Origin of the sequence: Paraburkholderia piptadeniae, from assembly GCF_900007165.1 — a bacterium.
Classification (GTDB): Bacteria; Pseudomonadota; Gammaproteobacteria; order Burkholderiales; family Burkholderiaceae; genus Paraburkholderia; species Paraburkholderia piptadeniae.
In genome coordinates, this window is the sequence record NZ_CYGY02000071.1 from 22,126 (window position 1) to 39,614 (window position 17,489).

Genomic DNA, 17,489 nt, shown 5'->3' on the forward strand with positions numbered 1-17,489 from the left:
ACAGCCCGGCCTGGCAGCACGGGCTGTCAATTGCTTTCAATATTAGGTTAGAACCTAGTCGAGCTTCAGCCAGGTGGTCTTCAGTTCACAATACTGGTCGTGCGCATAAACAGACTTGTCACGGCCACCGAAGCCCGATTGCTTGAAGCCGCCAAACGGCGTCGAAAGGTCGCCTTCGCCGAAGCAGTTCACCGTTACAGTACCCGCGCGAATACGGGCAGCAATCTTGTGCGCGTTATTGACGTTGTCGGTCCACAGCGATGCAGCCAGTCCGTAGCAGGTATCGTTGGCAATGCGGACCGCTTCGTCGACGTCGGCGTATTCGATAAAGCAGACAACCGGACCAAAGACTTCTTCGCGAGCGATGCTCATCTCCGGCGTGACGTTATCGAAGATGGTCGGCTCGACAAACCACCCACCCGTTTCAGCGCGCGTTGCCTTGCCGCCGCACACTAGTCGTGCGCCTTCCGACTTTGCTTTCTCGATGTGAGCGAGCACCTTTTCATAGTGCTTCTCTTCAATCAGAGAGCCGAGCTTGACGTCAGGGTCGAGCGGATCGCCCGTCTTCCATCCTTCGAGAACTGTCAGGACCTTTTCGAGCAGCTGCGCCTTCGAGGTCGAATGAACCAGAATGCGAGAGCCAGCGCTGCAGTTCTCGCCCATGTTCCAGAATGCTGCGGCGACCGCCTGCTCCGCGACAGCGTCGAGATTCGCGACGTCGGGCAGCACGACTTGTGGATTCTTGCCGCCGCATTCCAGCACGACCCGCTTCAGGTTCGTGTCCGCGGAATAGCGAAGGAATCGCTTTCCCGTTTCTGTGGAGCCAGTAAACGCGACGAGGTCCACGTCGGCATGGCGGCCCAATGCCTGACCCGCGCTCTCGCCAAAGCCTGTCACGACGCTGAACACGCCTGCGGGCACGCCAGCTTCCGCTGCGAGGTCGGCGATACGCAGCGTGGAAAGCGACGTCTGCTCGGCGGGTTTCACGATGACGCTATTCCCGACAGAAAGCGCCGGACCGATTTTCCAGGCAAGCATAAGCGCCGGAAAATTCCACGGCAGCACTGCACCCACGACACCGATCGGTTCGCGGGTAATCATGCTCACGACGCTCGCGCCCGATGGCGACAACGCGTCGTAACGCTTGTCGGTGACTTCCGCGTGCCAGCGGATACATGCGGCCGATTCCGGAATGTCCAGTCCCATGCACTCGCTAATGGGCTTGCCCGCCTCGAGCGCTTCGAGAAGCGCCAGTTCTTCAGCGTTTTCTTCGATCAATTGTGCAAGACGCGACAGCACCGCTTTTCGCTGAGCCGGTGCTGCCTTTGACCATACACCGGACTCGAACGCTTCTCTCGCTTCCACGACTGCCCGGTCGACGTCTTTCGTATCGCACTTTGCGATATCGGCCAGTACCTTTCCCGTTGACGGATTCAGGGTCTGGAACGTCTCGTTCGACGCGGCTGGACATCGTTGCCCGGCGATGAACGCTCGTCCGTCGAGCGACAAGGCTTCTGCTTTCTGTTTCCATTCCTGATAGGTCGTCATGTCCTGTCCTCACAGATTTAAAGCTCGGCTCCCGCCGAAAATTCCTTCACCCAGATCGCCGCAGTGACAGCGACGTCGGCAATGGGACGAACCGGCAGCGAGCGTGGATGCGGCTGATTCAAAAGCTGACGAACGAGATCGTTGTCGTGACCGAGCGCGTACTCGGCGATGAGCTTTCCCGACGCGGAACCTCTGCTCAGACCCAGACCATTGCATCCGACGGCTTCGAAAACACCATCGCTACGGCGCCCAAAAAGTGCACCGTTGTTGACTGAGAGGCACAGAGGGCCGCCCCAGGTGTACTCGAGCTCGACGTCTTTCAGCATCGGGAAGCGCCGGTCAAACGAGCGTTGATGCAGGCTCTTCGCCTTCGCCAAATCACCTTGCGACACTTCGAGGCTGGGGCGAAACGCGAAGTGATTGCGAACGCAGATGCGGTCAGTACTCAGACGCCGTATCGTCGAGCCCATCGGGTCGGCCGGAATCAATGCCCATGACCGCGTGCCGCCCAGCCGGCGCACTTCGTCTGGCGTCATCACTCGGGTCATCGATGCAAACGTGTACACGGGCAACAGGCCGTTCGGATGTCCGCCGAAAGTAGCCGCATACGCATTCGTGCAGCGAATCACCCGCTTCGCCACGATCTTCCCGGCGGCAAGGGTCAAGACCTTGTTTGCCCCCTGGTCCTCGATTGCCTTCACTGCGCTCATCTCGAAGACCTTCACGTTTCCCGGCAGCGTCGCAGCAAGACCACGCATGAGAGCTGCCGGCTGGACCGTGCTGCATCCTGGCGTGAAAAGCGCGCCCTCATAGAACCGCGTGCCGGTGACTTTCGCGATCGCGGCTTCGTCGAGCCATTCAAAGTCTTCGTCGATACGAGCGAGTCCTTCGGCGAAGTGAGCCAGTGCCGCGTGGCCCTTCTTGTTCACCGAAGCATGAAACTTGCCGTCATCCCGCCAGTCGCAGTCGATGCCGTATTGCTTCACCACTGAACGTACATAGTCGATGCCGTGGCGTTGCAGACGGATATCCGCCTTGTCCGCTTCCACACTTCGCGAGTAGCTTTCACTACTGATGTCGTGCGGCAAATCGACAAAAAATCCGGAATTCCGCCCGGCTGTCGTGCGCCCTATACGGTCCGCCTCGACCAGCGCGATCGAGGCATCGGGTGCAAGTTCAGCCAGGCGTCGGGCAGTGCATAGCCCCGTAATGCCACCGCCGACAACGACCCAGTCAAATCGCCGTTCCGACGACACAGTATCGGCGGGGCGTGGCGGGGGCAGACTTTCCCACCAGCCGTTCACGCCATCCGGCGCGGGAAAACGCACGAATTCCAGATTCGAGGTCATGAAAGTTACTGCGCGTTGCGCAACATAGGTTGAACCAGCGTGGCAAACACGCTGCGCTCTTCTTCAGTGAGCGTGCCGAGCGGCGCCCGGGCGACACCGACGGGCATACCCGCTAGTTCACATCCGTATCGAACGTATTGAATGAATTTTCCACTGCGCTCTAGCAGTTCGAGAACGGGCAGCAGTTGCGCCATCAGCTTGCGGCCGGTTTCGAAGTCATTGCGCTTCACGCATGCGTCGAAGAGCGCGGTGTGCGCTTCCGGCAAGAAGTTGGAAGCACCGCCGACCCAACTCTTCGCGCCCCACACGAAGAACTCGAGCGCCTGGTCGTCCATTCCGCAGCTCAGCACCAGCCTGTCGCGGAAGTGCGTCGCAAGATGATGCAGATGCGAGATGTCGCCCGTACTCTCTTTCATTGCGACGAAGTTCGGCCGCTCGAGCAGTTTTTCCAGCACCGTATCGCTGATTTCCGTCCCCGTGCGGGCCGGAAAGTTGTACAGCATGATGGGCATGTCGAGACTGTCGTCCACTTTCAGCATGTGGCTCAGCAGTTCTTCCTGCGTGGGCTGCGCGTAGTACGGAGCAGCAAGCAACAACGCAGGCAGCCCGGCACGCTTCGCCTCTTGCCCAAGGCGAATGACTTCGCTCGTCGTCGTCGCATTGATGCCGGCAGTGAGATACGTCTTGCCGCCTGCCGCTTCCGCTACGGTGTTGAACGTGCGGACACGCTCGTCGAAACTGAGCGCATAGTATTCGCCCGTGGTCCCGCCGATTCCAAGGCCCGCGACTCGAGTCGCGAGATTGGCTGCGTGCTTGCCCAGCAAATCGTGGTTAATCTCGCCATCCGCGTTGAATGGCGTAACCAGAGGCGTATGTACTCCCTCGAAGCTCATCGTCGTTCTCTCTTCAATAAAGATCGCTACATGCCCTCGTCAATTAAACAAGGGCATCCGCATGTGAATAAATCGGGAACTGGTTGCAGAGGTCACGCACACGGCTACGCACCGCGCGCTCGACCCGTTCGTCGCCGGCGGGCTCTCGTTCGAGTGCCGACAAAACTTCGAGAATCATCTGTCCAACCTGCTCGAACTGCTCGGTTCCGAAGCCGCGCGTCGTGCCCGCAGGTGTGCCGAGCCGGATTCCCGAAGTGACGGTCGGGTTTTCCGTGTCGAATGGAATGCCGTTTTTATTACAGGTGATGCCCGCACGCTCCAGCGCCTTTTCAGCCTGCGTACCCGTTAGCCGCTTCGAACGCAAATCAACCAGCAGCAAATGGTTATCCGTCCCTCCCGTCACCAGACTGAGACCGCCCGATTTCAGGACGTCGCCGAGCGCCTGCGCGTTACGCAGCACGCGGTCGATATACGCGGTGAACTCCGGACGAAGCGCTTCGCCAAATGCCACCGCCTTGCCCGCGATGACGTGCATCAGCGGACCGCCCTGCAACCCCGGGAACACGGCCGAGTTGATCTTCTTGGCAATGTCGCCGTTATTGGTGAGGATGAATCCGCCTCTCGGTCCGCGAAGCGTCTTATGGGTGGTGGACGTCACCACGTCGGCGTATGGAACAGGGTTCTCGTGTCTGCCCGCCGCGACAATGCCAGCGATGTGCGCCATGTCGACCATCAACAGCGCGCCTACGCTATCGGCAATGTCACGGAAAGCCGCGAAATCCAAAGCACGCGGATACGCTGAGTAACCCGCGATGATGAGCTTCGGGCGATGCTCCTCCGCGAGCCGACGGACCTGCTCATAGTCGATGCGGTAAGTGTCGGGACTCACACCGTACTGAACAGCGTTGAACCACTTGCCGGAAAGCGCAGGACGAGCGCCATGCGTCAGGTGGCCGCCCGCATCGAGGGACATGCCCATCACCGTGTCGCCCGGCTTCACGAGCGCGAGCATCACAGCGCCGTTCGCCTGCGCGCCCGAATGAGGCTGCACGTTGGCGTATTCAGCTTCGAACAGGGCCTTGACGCGATCGATGGCGAGCGCTTCGACCCTGTCCACGTGTTCACACCCGCCGTAGTACCGCTTCGACGGATATCCCTCGGCGTACTTGTTGGTCAGCACAGTGCCCTGCGCTTCCATCACTGCTGCCGAGACGATGTTTTCGGACGCAATCAATTCGATCTGCGTTTGCTGCCGGCGCAACTCCAACGCAATCTCTGATGCGATAACGGGGTCACGGCTCTGGAGGGTTTCGGCAAAAAAGCGTGAGTTCTCGTTCACGTGGTCACTCCGGATTAAATCGTTTGAAGCATGTGTTGCAAGACCATCTGTTGACGCGATGCAGCGTTCGCGATTACCCGTCAGGTAACGACAAGACTCGACTCGCCGTGAACAGGATGCGCTGCATCCAGTCACGGCGAGTCCGTCCTCGGCTTACTGCTGCAACCAGGCCTTCACCTTGTCCGGGTGCGCCTCGACGAATTTCTTCGCTGCTGTCGCGTAGTCGTTCGTGGAGTTGCCCTCGTACTCGATGGACTCGACGTCAGCGAGCGTCAGCTTGAAATGCTTGAAGAAGACGTCTGCGCGAGGAAACTTGGTCGCGAACTGTTTCGATGCGAAGGCGTGAACCTGCTCCTCGCCGCCCAGCGTTCCCTTCGGGTCCTTGAGGTAGCGCATCTGCCACTTCTGGAAGAGCCAGTGAGGGCTCCAGACCGTGGCGACAATCCATTGCTTCGACTGATAGGCGCGCGAAACGCCTGCGAGCATGCCGGCTTCGCTTGACGATTGCAGGTTGTAGCCGTTCAGGTCATACGCCTTGATTGTCTTTTCGGATGCCTGCATCAGACCGCCGCCGGGCTCGATACCCTGGATGGTGCCGTTCAGCTTGCTCTTGACGTCCGGCTTTTCGAGGTCGGAAATCGTCGCGACCTGCGACTCGGGTATGTATGCCGGCACTGCCCAACCGTTCTTGCCGCCCGTATAGATCACGCCGACGTCATCCATGTCGTTCTTGTATCGCGCGTAATACGCTGCGTGAGTCACAGGCAGCCACCCGCCCACCATGATGTCCAGATCACCGCGAGCCACGCCCTGGTACTGGATGCCGATATCGGCTTGCACAAACTGAACCGGCTGCTTGAGATTGTTCTCGAGAACGTACTTGGCCACATTGGCTACGGCCAGAACGTCCGCCCAGTTTGTGACTGCCATCTTGATCGGTTCGGCGGCGACAGCAGAGCCACCGCCGACACCCATGGCAACGACCGTCGACACAGCCAGGTTCGCAACCAGCGATTTGAATAGATTGCGTTTCATATAGCACTCCTACTTGATTATCGGATTAGTTAAAAATTGACGGCCGTTGTGAAGCCCTACAAATTGGTCATTCAGGTTCGTGCTGCGGCACGTGGGCCAGCCTTTGCCGTGCGTGCGCCGGGTTTGGCTTTCTTTGCCTTCACCCCGAAACTCTCCGTCAGCCGGTCAAGCACGATGGCGAGCAACACAACACCGAGGCCGCCCTCGAAACCAATCCCGATGTCGAGGCGCTGAATGCCGCTCAACACATATTCGCCGAGACCACCCGCACCGATCATCGACGCCACCACGACCATCGAAAGCGCCATCATGATGGTCTGATTCACGCCTGCCATGATCGACGGCAGCGCGTTCGGCAACTGGATCTTCCAGAGAAGCTGCGAATCGGTGCTGCCGAACGAGCGGCCTGCTTCCAGCAACTCCTCGCGCACTTGCTTGATGCCGAGCGTCGTGAGGCGCACGACGGGTGGCATCGCGAACACGATGGTCGCAATCACGGCCGGAACACGGCCCAGCCCGAACAGGATGACGGCTGGAATCAGATAGACGAATGCCGGCATCGTCTGCATGAAATCGAGCAGCGAGCGCAGGACCACCTCGACCCGTTTGTTCCGCGCGCCCCAGATGCCAAGCGGCACGCCGATGACCAGGCTGAAGAACGTCGCCGCGATCACGAGCGCCAGTGTGGAGACGGTTTGAGCCCAGAGGCCCATGTAGTGAATGGCCATAAGAGCAACGCCGACGAAGGCCGAGAACACGACACCGCGTCGCCACAAGGCAAACGCCATGAGGATAACGAGCATGGCAATGAATGGAATGGAAGCCAGCCCATCCTCCAGCAGCTTGACTACCGCACCCAGTACGGCGGAGAAAGCGTCGAAGCCGCCGCGAAAATGCTGAAAGAGAAAATTGACTGCATCTTCTGCAAACTTGCCGATGACTGACGAATTCATGCTGCTCTCCGTTCCATAACCTGCTTGAGTATCGTCCTGCAGGACACTACGCCTGCGAGTTGTCCCGTCGTATCAGTGACGGGAACGTCGTGTTCCTGGCTCAATGCGATGGCAGCCAGCTCATGCAAATCCGCATCCAGCGAAACGGCATTCACATCATGGAGCAGCGCGTCCCGGACGGGGTGTGTGCCCGCCTTGTGCAGCGATGCGGGTGTTACACAGCCTTGATACCGGCCTGAGTCATCGCAGACATAGCCGCACTCGACGCCGCTATCGATAAGCTGATTGAGGTAGCGTTCAGCAGACGTGCCGATGTCGCACGAAATCAGCCCACGGTCGACCCGCGTCATGAGACTCGAAGCTTTGAGGAACCGCGAAACGTCGACATTGCGGAAGAAGTCCCGTACGTACGAGTCCGCCGGCGACTGGATCAGTTCGGCAGGTGTGCCGACCTGAATCAGGCAGCCATCTTTCATGATGCCGATCCGGCCGCCAATCTTGATGGCTTCTTCGATGTCGTGCGAAATGAAGACGATGGTCCGCTGCTCTTCCTTCTGGAGCCGCAAAAGCTCGTTCTGCATTTCGAATCGAATCAGCGGGTCCAGTGCCGAGAACGCCTCGTCCATCAGAAGCACCGAGGGGTTCACCGCAAGTGCGCGTGCAAGGCCGACACGTTGCTGCATGCCGCCAGACAGTTCGCTGGGAAGCAGCTTTTCGTACGAGCCCAGACCGACTCGCGTCAGCGCGGAGCGCGCGATATCGTATCGCTCTGCTTTCTTCAGTCCTGCGACCTCCAGCCCATACGCGATGTTGTCGAGCACCGTGCGGTTCGGCAGAAGCGCGAACGACTGGAACACCATCGCCATCTTCTTGCGGCGCACTTCGCGCAGCTCCGTTGTGGACATGGGGGCGATGTCGCGCCCTTCGAGAACGACCTGACCGGAAGTGGGTTCGATCAGGCGATTGAGCAGTCGAACCAGCGTCGACTTGCCGGAACCCGAGAGGCCCATGACGACAAAGATCTCACCCGCCTTGACGCTGAGACTGACGTCATTGACGGCCACCATGTTGCCCGTCTGCTCGAAAATTTCATTCCTTCCGAGACCTTGCTTTACGAGCTCAGCGGCACGCTCGGGCTTCGGCCCGAAGATCTTCGACAGGTTTCGGACCGTGAGAATATCGGTCCCGGAGACCGCGATGGATTTCGCTACCGGGGAAACATCTTCCGCTTGGACTGCGCCCGGATGGAGCACGCCTTCCGGCGCGAATGTCAGGTTTGGGGCCATTCTGTCATCCCAACTGGCAGGTTCAAGAAATCGAAGCGCGCGACCTGTAGCGTTCACAAAACCCTGCATCTAAAGGCATCGCCTGCTCTCGCCGGATTCACCTGGCCAGTTTCATCTCGAAGCTGCGGGTGTATCGACAGAGGCAAACGTCGCGAAGCACTTAAGTCAAACAAGTCACTATTCCGCGCACAAAATGCAGAACATTCGTGCGTCAGACGTCGCGCTAGTCGGTGGTTAATGCATGGATTGCAGCGTACCAAGCCAAATTGACTCATCCAGCTACATTTTCTGGGCACTTTTCCATACCTTTGGTAATGCAAGGCGCTTCTGTAGTGCTTGTAGAAAAGAGATGGTGGGAATGAAATTCGCGCACGGCCAGTCTGGCTGCGGGTTTGCGGACGACGGCACTCACCACTGCGAGGTCTTTCACCGCTTCAGCTCTAACGCAATCGAAGCCGCCGCATAGGGAATGTCCTAGGTAGGGTCTACGAGAGTGCTTCTCGCGGCCCACATGCGACGAGTCTCTGCATTGCCAAGACAATCTGACGATGCCGTTGCCCGGCCACTCGAAGCGCGGCGAGCTTGCGGCAGTGAGCGCGCCATGGCGAAATTAGCCGCGCGTCACGTCGCACATCGCGAGCGGGCAGCACACAACTGGGAGCGAGTAGCGAATTCTGTCTGCGATGGCCGAGGCGCGATGCGATACACGGGCCTATCGAACGCAAGAAAGCTGCGATGAAATTCGCAGTTCGAGCATCTCGCCCTCAACGGCACCTTTTACGCTGGCTTAAACAGAAATTCCAACACAAGCGAGCGACGCAACTGACGACCACAGACAGAAAGCAATGACCGTGATGAAGCTAAAGCCATTTCGATTTCCTTATCCTGCGATCTTGCCCAAAATCTAATCAATGTGAAGATGCTTCGCATCGACATTAAATGCTGCGGCTAATTAATGCGCAATGCCCGTGTCATCGACGGCCATAAAAGAAAGCCTGCTCTTTTTATGACAGCGTCACATTTCCGGTCGACTTCTGTCGCCTGCAATGCCCTCGATCAAGACGCAGACGCCGCACGCAATGCTCGAAGACGTTGCACCGGAATCTCGCCCTCGCTCAGCTACCGACGAGCACCGCCTGGTTCTCGCGCACGCAATGCAGCAGTTGCCAATGATGCCGCGCATCGCCGCATGGTTCGCGGCACGACGCGATCGGAAAAAATCGCCGTACGGCATCACGCTGAACCTTCATCGCGAGAAAAAAGTACGCAACATCGCCACGCGCGACGCATATTGTTCTCGTGAAGCACACGTACGTTACTAGCCATCTAGCGATTGTACATCGTTCCTTTACCAATCGAATTTCTGAAGCCTTGAATAACAAATTGCTTACACAACGACTTATTCCACATTCTTTTTCGCAACGCGTTTTGATTCATTTCTCTGACACGCGCAAACGATAAATTTCGCTGGCTGAGGTAAGCAAACACTTCAGCACGAACAGCTCCAATTACAGATCAGGGGTAACAGAACAGATCTTGCAAGTTCAGTTCAGTTCAGTTCAGGACAGGAGCAAATATTTCAATTCTGATTGTCTTCTGGAGATAGGAAAATGAAAAAACGAAGCCTGATTCAGTCTGGTGTTACATTAGGATTACTGACTGGCTCAATACTCTTCCCCACCCTTCAAGCAGGTGCAGCACCTCAAAGCAACATGGAACTGCTGCCGACGGGGCAGTTCATCTCCCCGAGAGCAATCCCGGGAGCAGTGCAGCAGTTGTTGAACCCGCAACTTTCGGCGAAGCCGAGCCAGATTGTCAGCGGCGCCATCAAGTCGCAGCTCAGCCCGGACGGCAACACGCTGGCAGTGATCACCGCTGGCTACAACACGGTCTACACGGGCGCTAACAACAGCACGTTGGACCGGGCCGATTCGACGCAGTACATCTTCATCTACGACGTGTCGGGCGCGAACAAGGCGAACCCGAAGCTGGTGCAAGCGATTCACCAGACCAACGCGTTCGACGGCCTCGCGTGGAACGGCAACCAGACGCTCTACGGCACGGGCGGCGCTGACGACAAGGTCTACGTGTACAGCCGCGCTTCGGCTGCGCCTTCGGCCCAATGGGCCCAGTCCGCGGCCATCGCGTTGAACCACTCGAAGGGCATCGGCTCGGGCGTGAAGCCGAACGCCGGCGGCCTCGCTGTCTCCGCTGACGGCCGGACTCTCGTCGTAGCCAACAACTACAACGATTCGATCTCCATCATCGATACGGCCTCGAACACGCTCACGTCGGAATACGACCTGCGTCCGTTCAACACGTCGGGCCAGCAAGGCGCCGCCGGTGGCGAATATCCGTGGGCGGTTTCGCTGAAGGCCGACGGCACCGCGTTCATCTCGTCGGTGCGTGACCGTGAAGTCGTGGTGCTGAACCTGTCGAACCCGGCCGCGCCGCAATTCGTCTCGCGCATCCCGGTGCAAGGCAACGCCTACGGCATGGCCTTCTCGCCTGATCAGTCGAAGCTCTACGTCGCCGTGTCGAACGCCGACCAGATCGCCGTCATCGATACCGCCAGCCACAGGGTCGAGAAGACGATCGACATCGCCAGCCAGAACGGCGACGGCAACGACCAGGGCAGCGGCAACAACAAGAAGTACAGCGGCCGCGATACGGTCAACGTGACCGTTTCGAAGGACGGCAAGACGCTGTATGCCGTCAACAACGGCGACAACTCGATCGCCGTGATCTCGCTCGACGGCAACAACGGCTATCACGTCAACGGCCTGATCCCGACCGCTTATGCGCCGAAGGACATCACGCTGAGCGCCGACGGCTCGCAGATGTACATCATCAACGGCAAGTCGAACACCGGCCCGAACCCGCTCTATAAGTCCGGCACGACGGCCCAGTACCAGTTCGGCCTCGAGCAGGGCAGCCTCGTCAGCGCTCCGGTTCCGTCGGGTGATTCGCTCGACCGCCTGACCAGCCAGGTGAACGAAAACAATCACTATTCGGTGAAGGTGTCGGATAGCGATCGCGAAACGATGAACTTCCTGCGCAGTCACATCAGGCACGTGATCTACGTCGTGAAGGAAAACCGCACGTTCGACCAGATCCTCGGCGATCTCGGCAACGGCTCGAACGGCGATCCGTCGCTGACGATGTACGGCAAGGCCACCACGCCGAACTTCCACAACATCGCTGGCAACTTCGTCACGCTCGACAACTTCACCGACCCGGGCGACGGTTCGATGGACGGCTGGTCGTGGGTGCAGCACGCGCACGTCACGCCGACCGAGGAAGTCTCGCAGCAGGAGAACTACGCTGGCGTCACCCGTGGCATGTCGTATGAATCCGAAGGCAGCAACCGCGGCGTGCCCGTCGGCCTCGCGACGACCGCGATGCGCGATGCGGCGGTGAACGGTGGCTTCACCAGCGCGACGTCGTCGCTGCCGGGCGGCACGGCCAACGCGCTGCCGGGCATCGCCGATGTGACCGTGCCGGATGCGCCGTTCGGCTATCAGAAGGCGAGCATCTACGACGCGGTTCTGCAAGCAGGCGGTTCGGTTCGCAACTACGGCGGCATGGTCAACAACGTCGGCTCGATCGGCACGATCGCCAGCCCGTTGCTCAATCCGGCCGGCGCCAACAACGTCCAGGCTCACCCGCTCAAGCCGTCGCTCGTCAACCTGACGGACCAGTTCTACCGCGGCTTCGATCAGGCCTATCCGGACACGTTCCGCGAACTCGAATGGAACCGCGAGTTCCAGCAGTACGTCGCGAACGGCCAGCTCCCGTCGTTCGAGTTCGTCCGCATGGGCTCGGATCACACCGGCAGCTTTGCGCAGAACGTCGGCCAGATGGGTTCGGCTGAGCAGCAGGAAGCGGATAACGACTTCGCAGTCGGCAAGCTGGTCGAGACGGTCGCGCACAGCCCGTACGCGAAGGACACGGTGATCGTGGTGGTCGAGGATGACTCGCAAGCCGGTTCCGATCACGTCGACTCGCACCGCTCGACGGCTTACGTCGTCGGCGCGTACGTGAAGAAGCACGCCGTCGTCAGCACCGCCTACAGCCAGGTCAACGCGCTCCGTACCATGGAAGATCTGCTCGGTACGCAGCACATGGACCTGAACACGGCGTACGCGAAGCCGATGGCAGAACTGTTCGACACGAAGTCGGACGGCTCGTGGACCTACACGGCCGTTGCTTCGACGATCCTGAAGGGCACGAACGTGGGCAACGTGGCGAGCGGCACCGACGGCAACCAGTTTGCTCAAGGTGAGGACATTCATCCGCTGCATGACGCGACGTACTGGGCGAACGCGACGAAGGACTTCGACTTCTCCAAGGAAGATCGTATTCCGCCGGAGCTGTTCAACCGTGTGCAGTGGAAGGGTGTGATGGGTGACAAGCCGTATCCCGTCCCGCACTCGATCTACTCGAAGGTCGCGGCCGAAGGTACGAAGACGGTCGCCGCTGTCGACGACGACGACGATTGAGCCAGTAGTCGCATCGTTCTGTTCGGGCGCATCGGGCAGGCCATTACCTGATGCGCGCGATCCGCAGTAGCCAGTCACGGCGGGTGGCGGTCCCCAAAGGACGGCCACCCGCCGACTTTCTCTCTCTCCGCACACGACAATAACCAGCACAGCGTGATGCCGACAAACGTCCCCCGATCCAGAACCGCAATTGCCGTATCGGCGCTATTTGCCGCTTTGTCGTTCGCCCACGCGGCGAAAGCTCAACAAGCTCAACAAGGGCAGCCTCAGCAGGCCCCGGCTCAACAGACCCAAGCCGCGGGCACGCTCGGCGAAGTCTCCGTCAATGCCGCGACGGCCGCGAGCGCGCCCGACCACAACGTCAACGACCCGTACCAGGTCCCGGGCGTCAGCAAGACGGGCACCGCGCTCGGCGACCTGCCGATGAGCGTGGAGATCGTTCCGCGCGGCATTCTCGACGAACAAGGCGTCACGTCGTTGCAGGAAGCGATCCGCAAAGGCAACGTGTCCGGCGTGAACTATGGCGGCACCGATTCGAAAGGCTTCACCGACCACTTCATGATCCGCGGCCTGCAGGCACAGACCTATGACGATGGCTTCTCGGACGGCGACCAGGTCAACGGCCCGACGCATTCGCTGCTGGGCGTCGAGCGCATCGAAGTGCTCAAGGGACCGGGGTCGGCGCTGCTAGGCAGCGGCCCTCCGGGCGGCTCGATAAACCTGATCCACTACACGCCGTCGGCGCAGTTCCACTGGGGCGGCGATATCCAGGCCGGCTCGTTCGGCACCGTCAACGCCAGTGGCTACGTCACCGGTCCAACCGGCATCGACGGACTGAACTATCGCGTGGACGCCGCCGCCGGCCGCTCCGACGGCTACCGCGACCTCGCATCATGGAACAAGGAAATCCGTCCCGATTTGCAATGGAAGATCGGCGACCACAAGATCGAATTCTCGCTCGACGCGCAAGACTACATGGCAACGCCCGACTCGTACGGGATCATCTATCACAATGGGGCGCCGATCCGCAATGTCCCGTTCGACGCCAAATATTCGACGCCGTTCGCGAGTGCGCACGGCAACTACGTACGCACGACGCTCTCGGACGAGTGGCGCATCAGCGACTACCTGACGATCAACAATCGTCTGTCGTACATGCATCACACGCTGGACTTCTACAGCAACGGCGACAGCACGCACGCGAAGATCAAGGGCAACACATTTACGGGCCGCCAGTTGCGCGATCAGAACGATTCGCTCAACACGCTCGACTACCAGCTGGAGCCGGTCTGGAAATTCTCGACGGGCAGCATCCACCATACGCTGCTGACGGGCTTCGAATACCTGCACCAGGATCTCAACACCGACAAGACGACGGCAGACCTTCCGGACATCGCCGACATCTTCGCGCCGGTGCCGCTGGAAACTTCCATCGCAAGCCTGCACTTCCAGTGCGCGCCATCGCACTCGTGCCAGAACGACCATGTGACCGCGAACTTCTACAGCCTTTACGCGACCGATCAGGTGGACGTAACGGACAAGTTCAAGATTCGCGCGGGCGTGCGCAAGGACTGGTTCGGTACGTCGCTGACCCTGAACCCGCGCCCGGGCGAGCCGAACCGTACCGCCAACGACGGCATCACGCTGGTTCAGGGCAATACGTATACGCGCAACGATGCGCCGACCAGCTGGAACGCCGGGATGCTGTACAAGGTCACGCCCTGGATGACGCCGTATTTCGGCGTATCGCGCAGCTACCTCGCGAATTTCAACTCCGAGAACGACGCGTTCTCCATCGGCCCGCCGGAATCGGCGCTGCAATACGAGCTAGGCGTCAAGTGGTCGCTCGACGACGGGCGCTACGTGCTCAACACCGCGCTGTTCGACGTGAAGCGGGACCACGTGGCGACCCCGTTCGGCGACGACCAGATCGCGTTCGATTCGCAACGCACGCGCGGCGCCGAGGCCTCGCTCGACGCTGACCTCACGCCGAACTGGCACGTGTACGCGAATTTCACCGCGCAGCACGCGCGTGTCACTGATAGCGCGGACACACCTGGCGCGGTCGGCACGGTCCCGCAGGGCGTGCCCGCCTATATGGCGAACCTGTGGACGACGTACCGCTTCAGCCTCTTCGGCAAGGCGGGTTTTCATGCGGGTGCGGGCATCAATTACATGAGCCGGATGTCGAACGGCTTCGCCAACGGCTACGACTGGGCGCCTGCCTCGTTGATCGAGAACCTGCAGTTCGGTTACGCGGAGCGTCACTGGGGAGTCGATCTGAACATCGACAACGTCACCAACCAGCGCTACTACATCGCCAGCAACGTGGTCGGCGCCTATCTCGGCGCGCCGGTGGCCGCCTACGTCACCCTGCATGCGGATTTTTGAGGAGGATCGATCATGTCGATGGACATCCTGTTACGCGTCGCCCATCATTCCGGCGGCGTGCTGTATGTGATCGCCGTGCTGCTGTTCGTCTCGCTGACCGTCGTCATCGAGCGGCTCTGGTTCCTGCATCGTGTCGCGCGCGACGCGCACGCGGCGCTTGCCGAACTGGACCAGCACAAGGCGCTGAACGCGAGCACGCTCGCGGCCTGGACCCAACGTCACGACGGACTGCCAACAGGCAGCGTGATTGCAACCGCAAGCCGGCTCGCCGGACGCGCCGATCGCGACATGCTCGCCGCGAGCCTCGAGGAAGCCGTGATGCGCGAAGCTCCGCGTATCGACCGCTTCCTGTGGGTGCTCGACACGGCCGTCACGCTGGCGCCGCTGCTCGGCCTGTTCGGGACGATCGTCGGCATGTTCGACGCGTTTCAGGTGCTGTCGAATCCGGGCAACGCGCCGACCCAGGTGACGGGCGGCGTCGCCGAGGCGCTGATCGCGACTGCGTCGGGTCTCTTCGTCGCGATGATCGGGCTCGTGTTCTTCAACGGCCTGCACAACCGCGTGCGAGTCGTCGTTCATCAACTCGATACGCTGAAGACCGCGCTCGTCAATCGACTGACGAGCGATATCGCCGATGCCCAGGTCGCGCGGGAAACAGAAACCGAAATCCGGCGCGGGGTGGTCAGCGCGCTCGCGCGGCAGGGAGCATGACGTGAAGTACTTTGAGGCACGCAAGGCGCGCATCGAAATCATTCCGATGATCGACATCATGTTCTTCATGCTGGTGTTTTTCATCATGATCACGCTGCACATGATTCCGAACGCGGGCCTGCGCACGCAGTTGCCGTCGAGCACAAGCGCGCAGAGCCTGCCGCCGCCGAAGGTGACGGTGACGCTCACAACTGACGGCACCGTATCGGTCGACGGCCACACGCTCGGCACGGCGGACCTGACCGCGCTGCTCGCGAAGCGCCCCGATCCGGCGCATACGGTCGTGACCATTGCGGGCGCGAAGGACGTGCAGTTGCAGAAGCTCATGAGCGTGATGGACGCGTGCCGCGCAGCCGGCGTGACGCAAGTGTCGCTCGCCGCGCAACCGGGAAAGGTGGACTGACATGTCGTCGATGCCGACCGTCGCGCAGCGTGCCTCGCATTCCGGCACGCGCAAGCCGCTGTATGCGTCGGCTGCGCTCGCGCTGGCCGTCGAGGCGCTGCTGCTCGCGGGCGTCGGCGCGTGGCTGATTCGTCCGCCGATCGCTGCGCCAAAACGGCCCGAGCCGATGACGATCACGTTGGCACCGTCTGCGGTCCCTGCGCAGAAGCCCGCGCCCATTCCGGCGCCCGTCCCTCCTGCGGCCGTCGCCGCGCGCGAAGTGTCGAAGCCGTTGCCGAAGCCCGCCATGCAGCCGCCTCGCGCTCCAACAGCATCTCAGGCGCGCGTCGCGCACGTGGTGCCGCCGCGGCCGCGAACGCAGCCGCAACCGCAGCCGAAGCCGGTTGTGTCACCGTCCGCGCCGACTCCTGCTCCTGCAGCGAACACCGAGCCCGCACAAAGCGCCGCGCCGACCGAACCCGCGCCTGCATCGCGTCCCGCGCCAACACCCGCTCCCGCCCGCTCCGACGCGAGCTTCGAAAGCGCGCTGCGCGCCGCGATCCAGGCGGCGCTGCGCTATCCGGAATCGGCCCGCATGGAAGGGACGACGGGGCGCACGCTCGTCGCGTTCGTCTATCGCGACGGCGCGGTGTCCGACATACGCGTCGTGACATCCAGCGGCATGGGCCGGCTCGACCATGCCGCGCTCGCGGCCGTGCGCGACGCCGCGTGCCCGCCTCCGCCGCATGGGCTCGAAGGCAAGAGCCTCTCCGAACAGCTATGGGTCGACTTCACGCTCGACGGCAAGGGGTGAAGCGAGGGTGCAGCGCATTGCCAGTCCATTGACCCGATAGCACTACAGCGGTCGTCCACTGTGCATGATGGTCACGCGGATCACACTGTCGGCTTCGAAAGCCTGTCCACGAGTAGAAATAGTATGGTGTTGAGTCGCGTGGCGACAGCGCTGCCGACAGGCCTGCTCGAATCGCTGCTGATCCTGGCGATGGGTGGCGTGGTGCTGGTGATCGTGCTGGCCGTGATGCTGCCGATCATCGAGCTGAACAACCTGGTGCAGTGACGGCGGGTGTCACGCCGACAGC

Annotated in this window: 14 protein-coding genes; 7 read left to right on the plus strand and 7 right to left on the minus strand. The window is 60.7% G+C overall.

Annotated elements, in window-relative coordinates:
* Window positions 1-54: 54 nt before the first annotated feature.
* From BN2476_RS34130 to BN2476_RS34160, 7 genes are all read right to left on the minus strand, one after another.
* A complete protein-coding gene (locus tag BN2476_RS34130; protein WP_087738606.1) occupies window positions 55-1,548 on the minus strand; it encodes an aldehyde dehydrogenase in 1,494 nt (497 codons plus the stop codon).
* A gap of 17 nt (window positions 1,549-1,565) precedes the next feature.
* Window positions 1,566-2,897: an NAD(P)/FAD-dependent oxidoreductase gene (locus BN2476_RS34135; protein ID WP_087738607.1), complete on the minus strand. Its 1,332-nt coding sequence runs from the start codon at window positions 2,895-2,897 to the stop codon at window positions 1,566-1,568.
* A 5-nt stretch (window positions 2,898-2,902) separates the two neighbouring features.
* Window positions 2,903-3,790: a dihydrodipicolinate synthase family protein gene (locus BN2476_RS34140; RefSeq protein WP_087738608.1), complete on the minus strand. Its 888-nt coding sequence runs from the start codon at window positions 3,788-3,790 to the stop codon at window positions 2,903-2,905.
* A gap of 43 nt (window positions 3,791-3,833) precedes the next feature.
* Window positions 3,834-5,129: a serine hydroxymethyltransferase gene (glyA, locus tag BN2476_RS34145; RefSeq protein WP_087738609.1), complete on the minus strand. Its 1,296-nt coding sequence runs from the start codon at window positions 5,127-5,129 to the stop codon at window positions 3,834-3,836.
* 153 nt (window positions 5,130-5,282) lie between these two features.
* Window positions 5,283-6,164 carry a glycine betaine ABC transporter substrate-binding protein gene (locus tag BN2476_RS34150; protein WP_087738610.1) on the minus strand — a complete coding sequence of 294 codons (882 nt, stop codon included), beginning with the start codon at window positions 6,162-6,164 and terminating at the stop codon, window positions 5,283-5,285.
* 71 nt (window positions 6,165-6,235) lie between these two features.
* Complete coding sequence (locus BN2476_RS34155) at window positions 6,236-7,117, minus strand: ABC transporter permease (protein ID WP_087738611.1); 882 nt, start codon at window positions 7,115-7,117, stop codon at window positions 6,236-6,238.
* Window positions 7,114-8,403, minus strand: a complete 1,290-nt coding sequence (locus tag BN2476_RS34160) for a quaternary amine ABC transporter ATP-binding protein (protein WP_087738612.1) — start codon at window positions 8,401-8,403, stop codon at window positions 7,114-7,116. The genes BN2476_RS34155 and BN2476_RS34160 overlap by 4 nt, the downstream gene beginning before the upstream one ends.
* 1,046 nt (window positions 8,404-9,449) lie before the next feature.
* Between BN2476_RS34160 and BN2476_RS34165 the strand changes: the two genes are divergently transcribed.
* The 7 genes from BN2476_RS34165 (at window position 9,450) to BN2476_RS46745 (ending at window position 17,467) form a co-directional block, all read left to right on the plus strand.
* On the plus strand, window positions 9,450-9,725 hold the full coding sequence (locus tag BN2476_RS34165) for a hypothetical protein (RefSeq protein ID WP_087738613.1): 276 nt from the start codon (window positions 9,450-9,452) through the stop codon (window positions 9,723-9,725).
* A 390-nt stretch (window positions 9,726-10,115) separates the two neighbouring features.
* A complete protein-coding gene (locus tag BN2476_RS34170; protein WP_235851086.1) occupies window positions 10,116-12,905 on the plus strand; it encodes a bifunctional YncE family protein/alkaline phosphatase family protein in 2,790 nt (929 codons plus the stop codon).
* 156 nt (window positions 12,906-13,061) lie between these two features.
* Window positions 13,062-15,296 (plus strand): TonB-dependent receptor, encoded by a 2,235-nt coding sequence (locus tag BN2476_RS34175; RefSeq protein WP_235851087.1) that lies wholly within the window; start codon window positions 13,062-13,064, stop codon window positions 15,294-15,296.
* A 12-nt stretch (window positions 15,297-15,308) separates the two neighbouring features.
* The gene (locus tag BN2476_RS34180) at window positions 15,309-16,007 is read left to right on the plus strand and encodes a MotA/TolQ/ExbB proton channel family protein (protein ID WP_087738615.1); all 699 of its coding nucleotides are present in this window, start codon (window positions 15,309-15,311) and stop codon (window positions 16,005-16,007) included.
* A gap of 1 nt (window position 16,008) precedes the next feature.
* Window positions 16,009-16,410, plus strand: coding sequence for an ExbD/TolR family protein (locus BN2476_RS34185; protein ID WP_087738616.1), 402 nt, complete (start codon window positions 16,009-16,011; stop codon window positions 16,408-16,410).
* A gap of 1 nt (window position 16,411) precedes the next feature.
* A complete protein-coding gene (locus BN2476_RS34190; protein WP_087738617.1) occupies window positions 16,412-17,203 on the plus strand; it encodes an energy transducer TonB in 792 nt (263 codons plus the stop codon).
* Between the two features lie 123 nt (window positions 17,204-17,326).
* On the plus strand, window positions 17,327-17,467 hold the full coding sequence (locus BN2476_RS46745) for a hypothetical protein (protein WP_160111810.1): 141 nt from the start codon (window positions 17,327-17,329) through the stop codon (window positions 17,465-17,467).
* Window positions 17,468-17,489: the final 22 nt, after the last annotated feature.

What these genes read in the sequence shown, in the direction of transcription:
- BN2476_RS34130 (WP_087738606.1), bottom strand. Translation starts at nt 1,548, where the DNA reads ATGACGACCTATCAGGAATGGAAACAGAAAGCAGAAGCCTTGTCGCTC.
- BN2476_RS34150 (WP_087738610.1), bottom strand. Translation starts at nt 6,164, where the DNA reads ATGAAACGCAATCTATTCAAATCGCTGGTTGCGAACCTGGCTGTGTCG.
- BN2476_RS34165 (WP_087738613.1), top strand. Translation starts at nt 9,450, where the DNA reads ATGCCCTCGATCAAGACGCAGACGCCGCACGCAATGCTCGAAGACGTT.
- BN2476_RS34135 (WP_087738607.1), bottom strand. Translation starts at nt 2,897, where the DNA reads ATGACCTCGAATCTGGAATTCGTGCGTTTTCCCGCGCCGGATGGCGTG.
- BN2476_RS34160 (WP_087738612.1), bottom strand. Translation starts at nt 8,403, where the DNA reads ATGGCCCCAAACCTGACATTCGCGCCGGAAGGCGTGCTCCATCCGGGC.
- BN2476_RS46745 (WP_160111810.1), top strand. Translation starts at nt 17,327, where the DNA reads ATGGTGTTGAGTCGCGTGGCGACAGCGCTGCCGACAGGCCTGCTCGAA.
- BN2476_RS34175 (WP_235851087.1), top strand. Translation starts at nt 13,062, where the DNA reads ATGCCGACAAACGTCCCCCGATCCAGAACCGCAATTGCCGTATCGGCG.
- BN2476_RS34155 (WP_087738611.1), bottom strand. Translation starts at nt 7,117, where the DNA reads ATGAATTCGTCAGTCATCGGCAAGTTTGCAGAAGATGCAGTCAATTTT.
- BN2476_RS34190 (WP_087738617.1), top strand. Translation starts at nt 16,412, where the DNA reads ATGTCGTCGATGCCGACCGTCGCGCAGCGTGCCTCGCATTCCGGCACG.
- BN2476_RS34140 (WP_087738608.1), bottom strand. Translation starts at nt 3,790, where the DNA reads ATGAGCTTCGAGGGAGTACATACGCCTCTGGTTACGCCATTCAACGCG.
- BN2476_RS34180 (WP_087738615.1), top strand. Translation starts at nt 15,309, where the DNA reads ATGTCGATGGACATCCTGTTACGCGTCGCCCATCATTCCGGCGGCGTG.
- BN2476_RS34170 (WP_235851086.1), top strand. Translation starts at nt 10,116, where the DNA reads ATGGAACTGCTGCCGACGGGGCAGTTCATCTCCCCGAGAGCAATCCCG.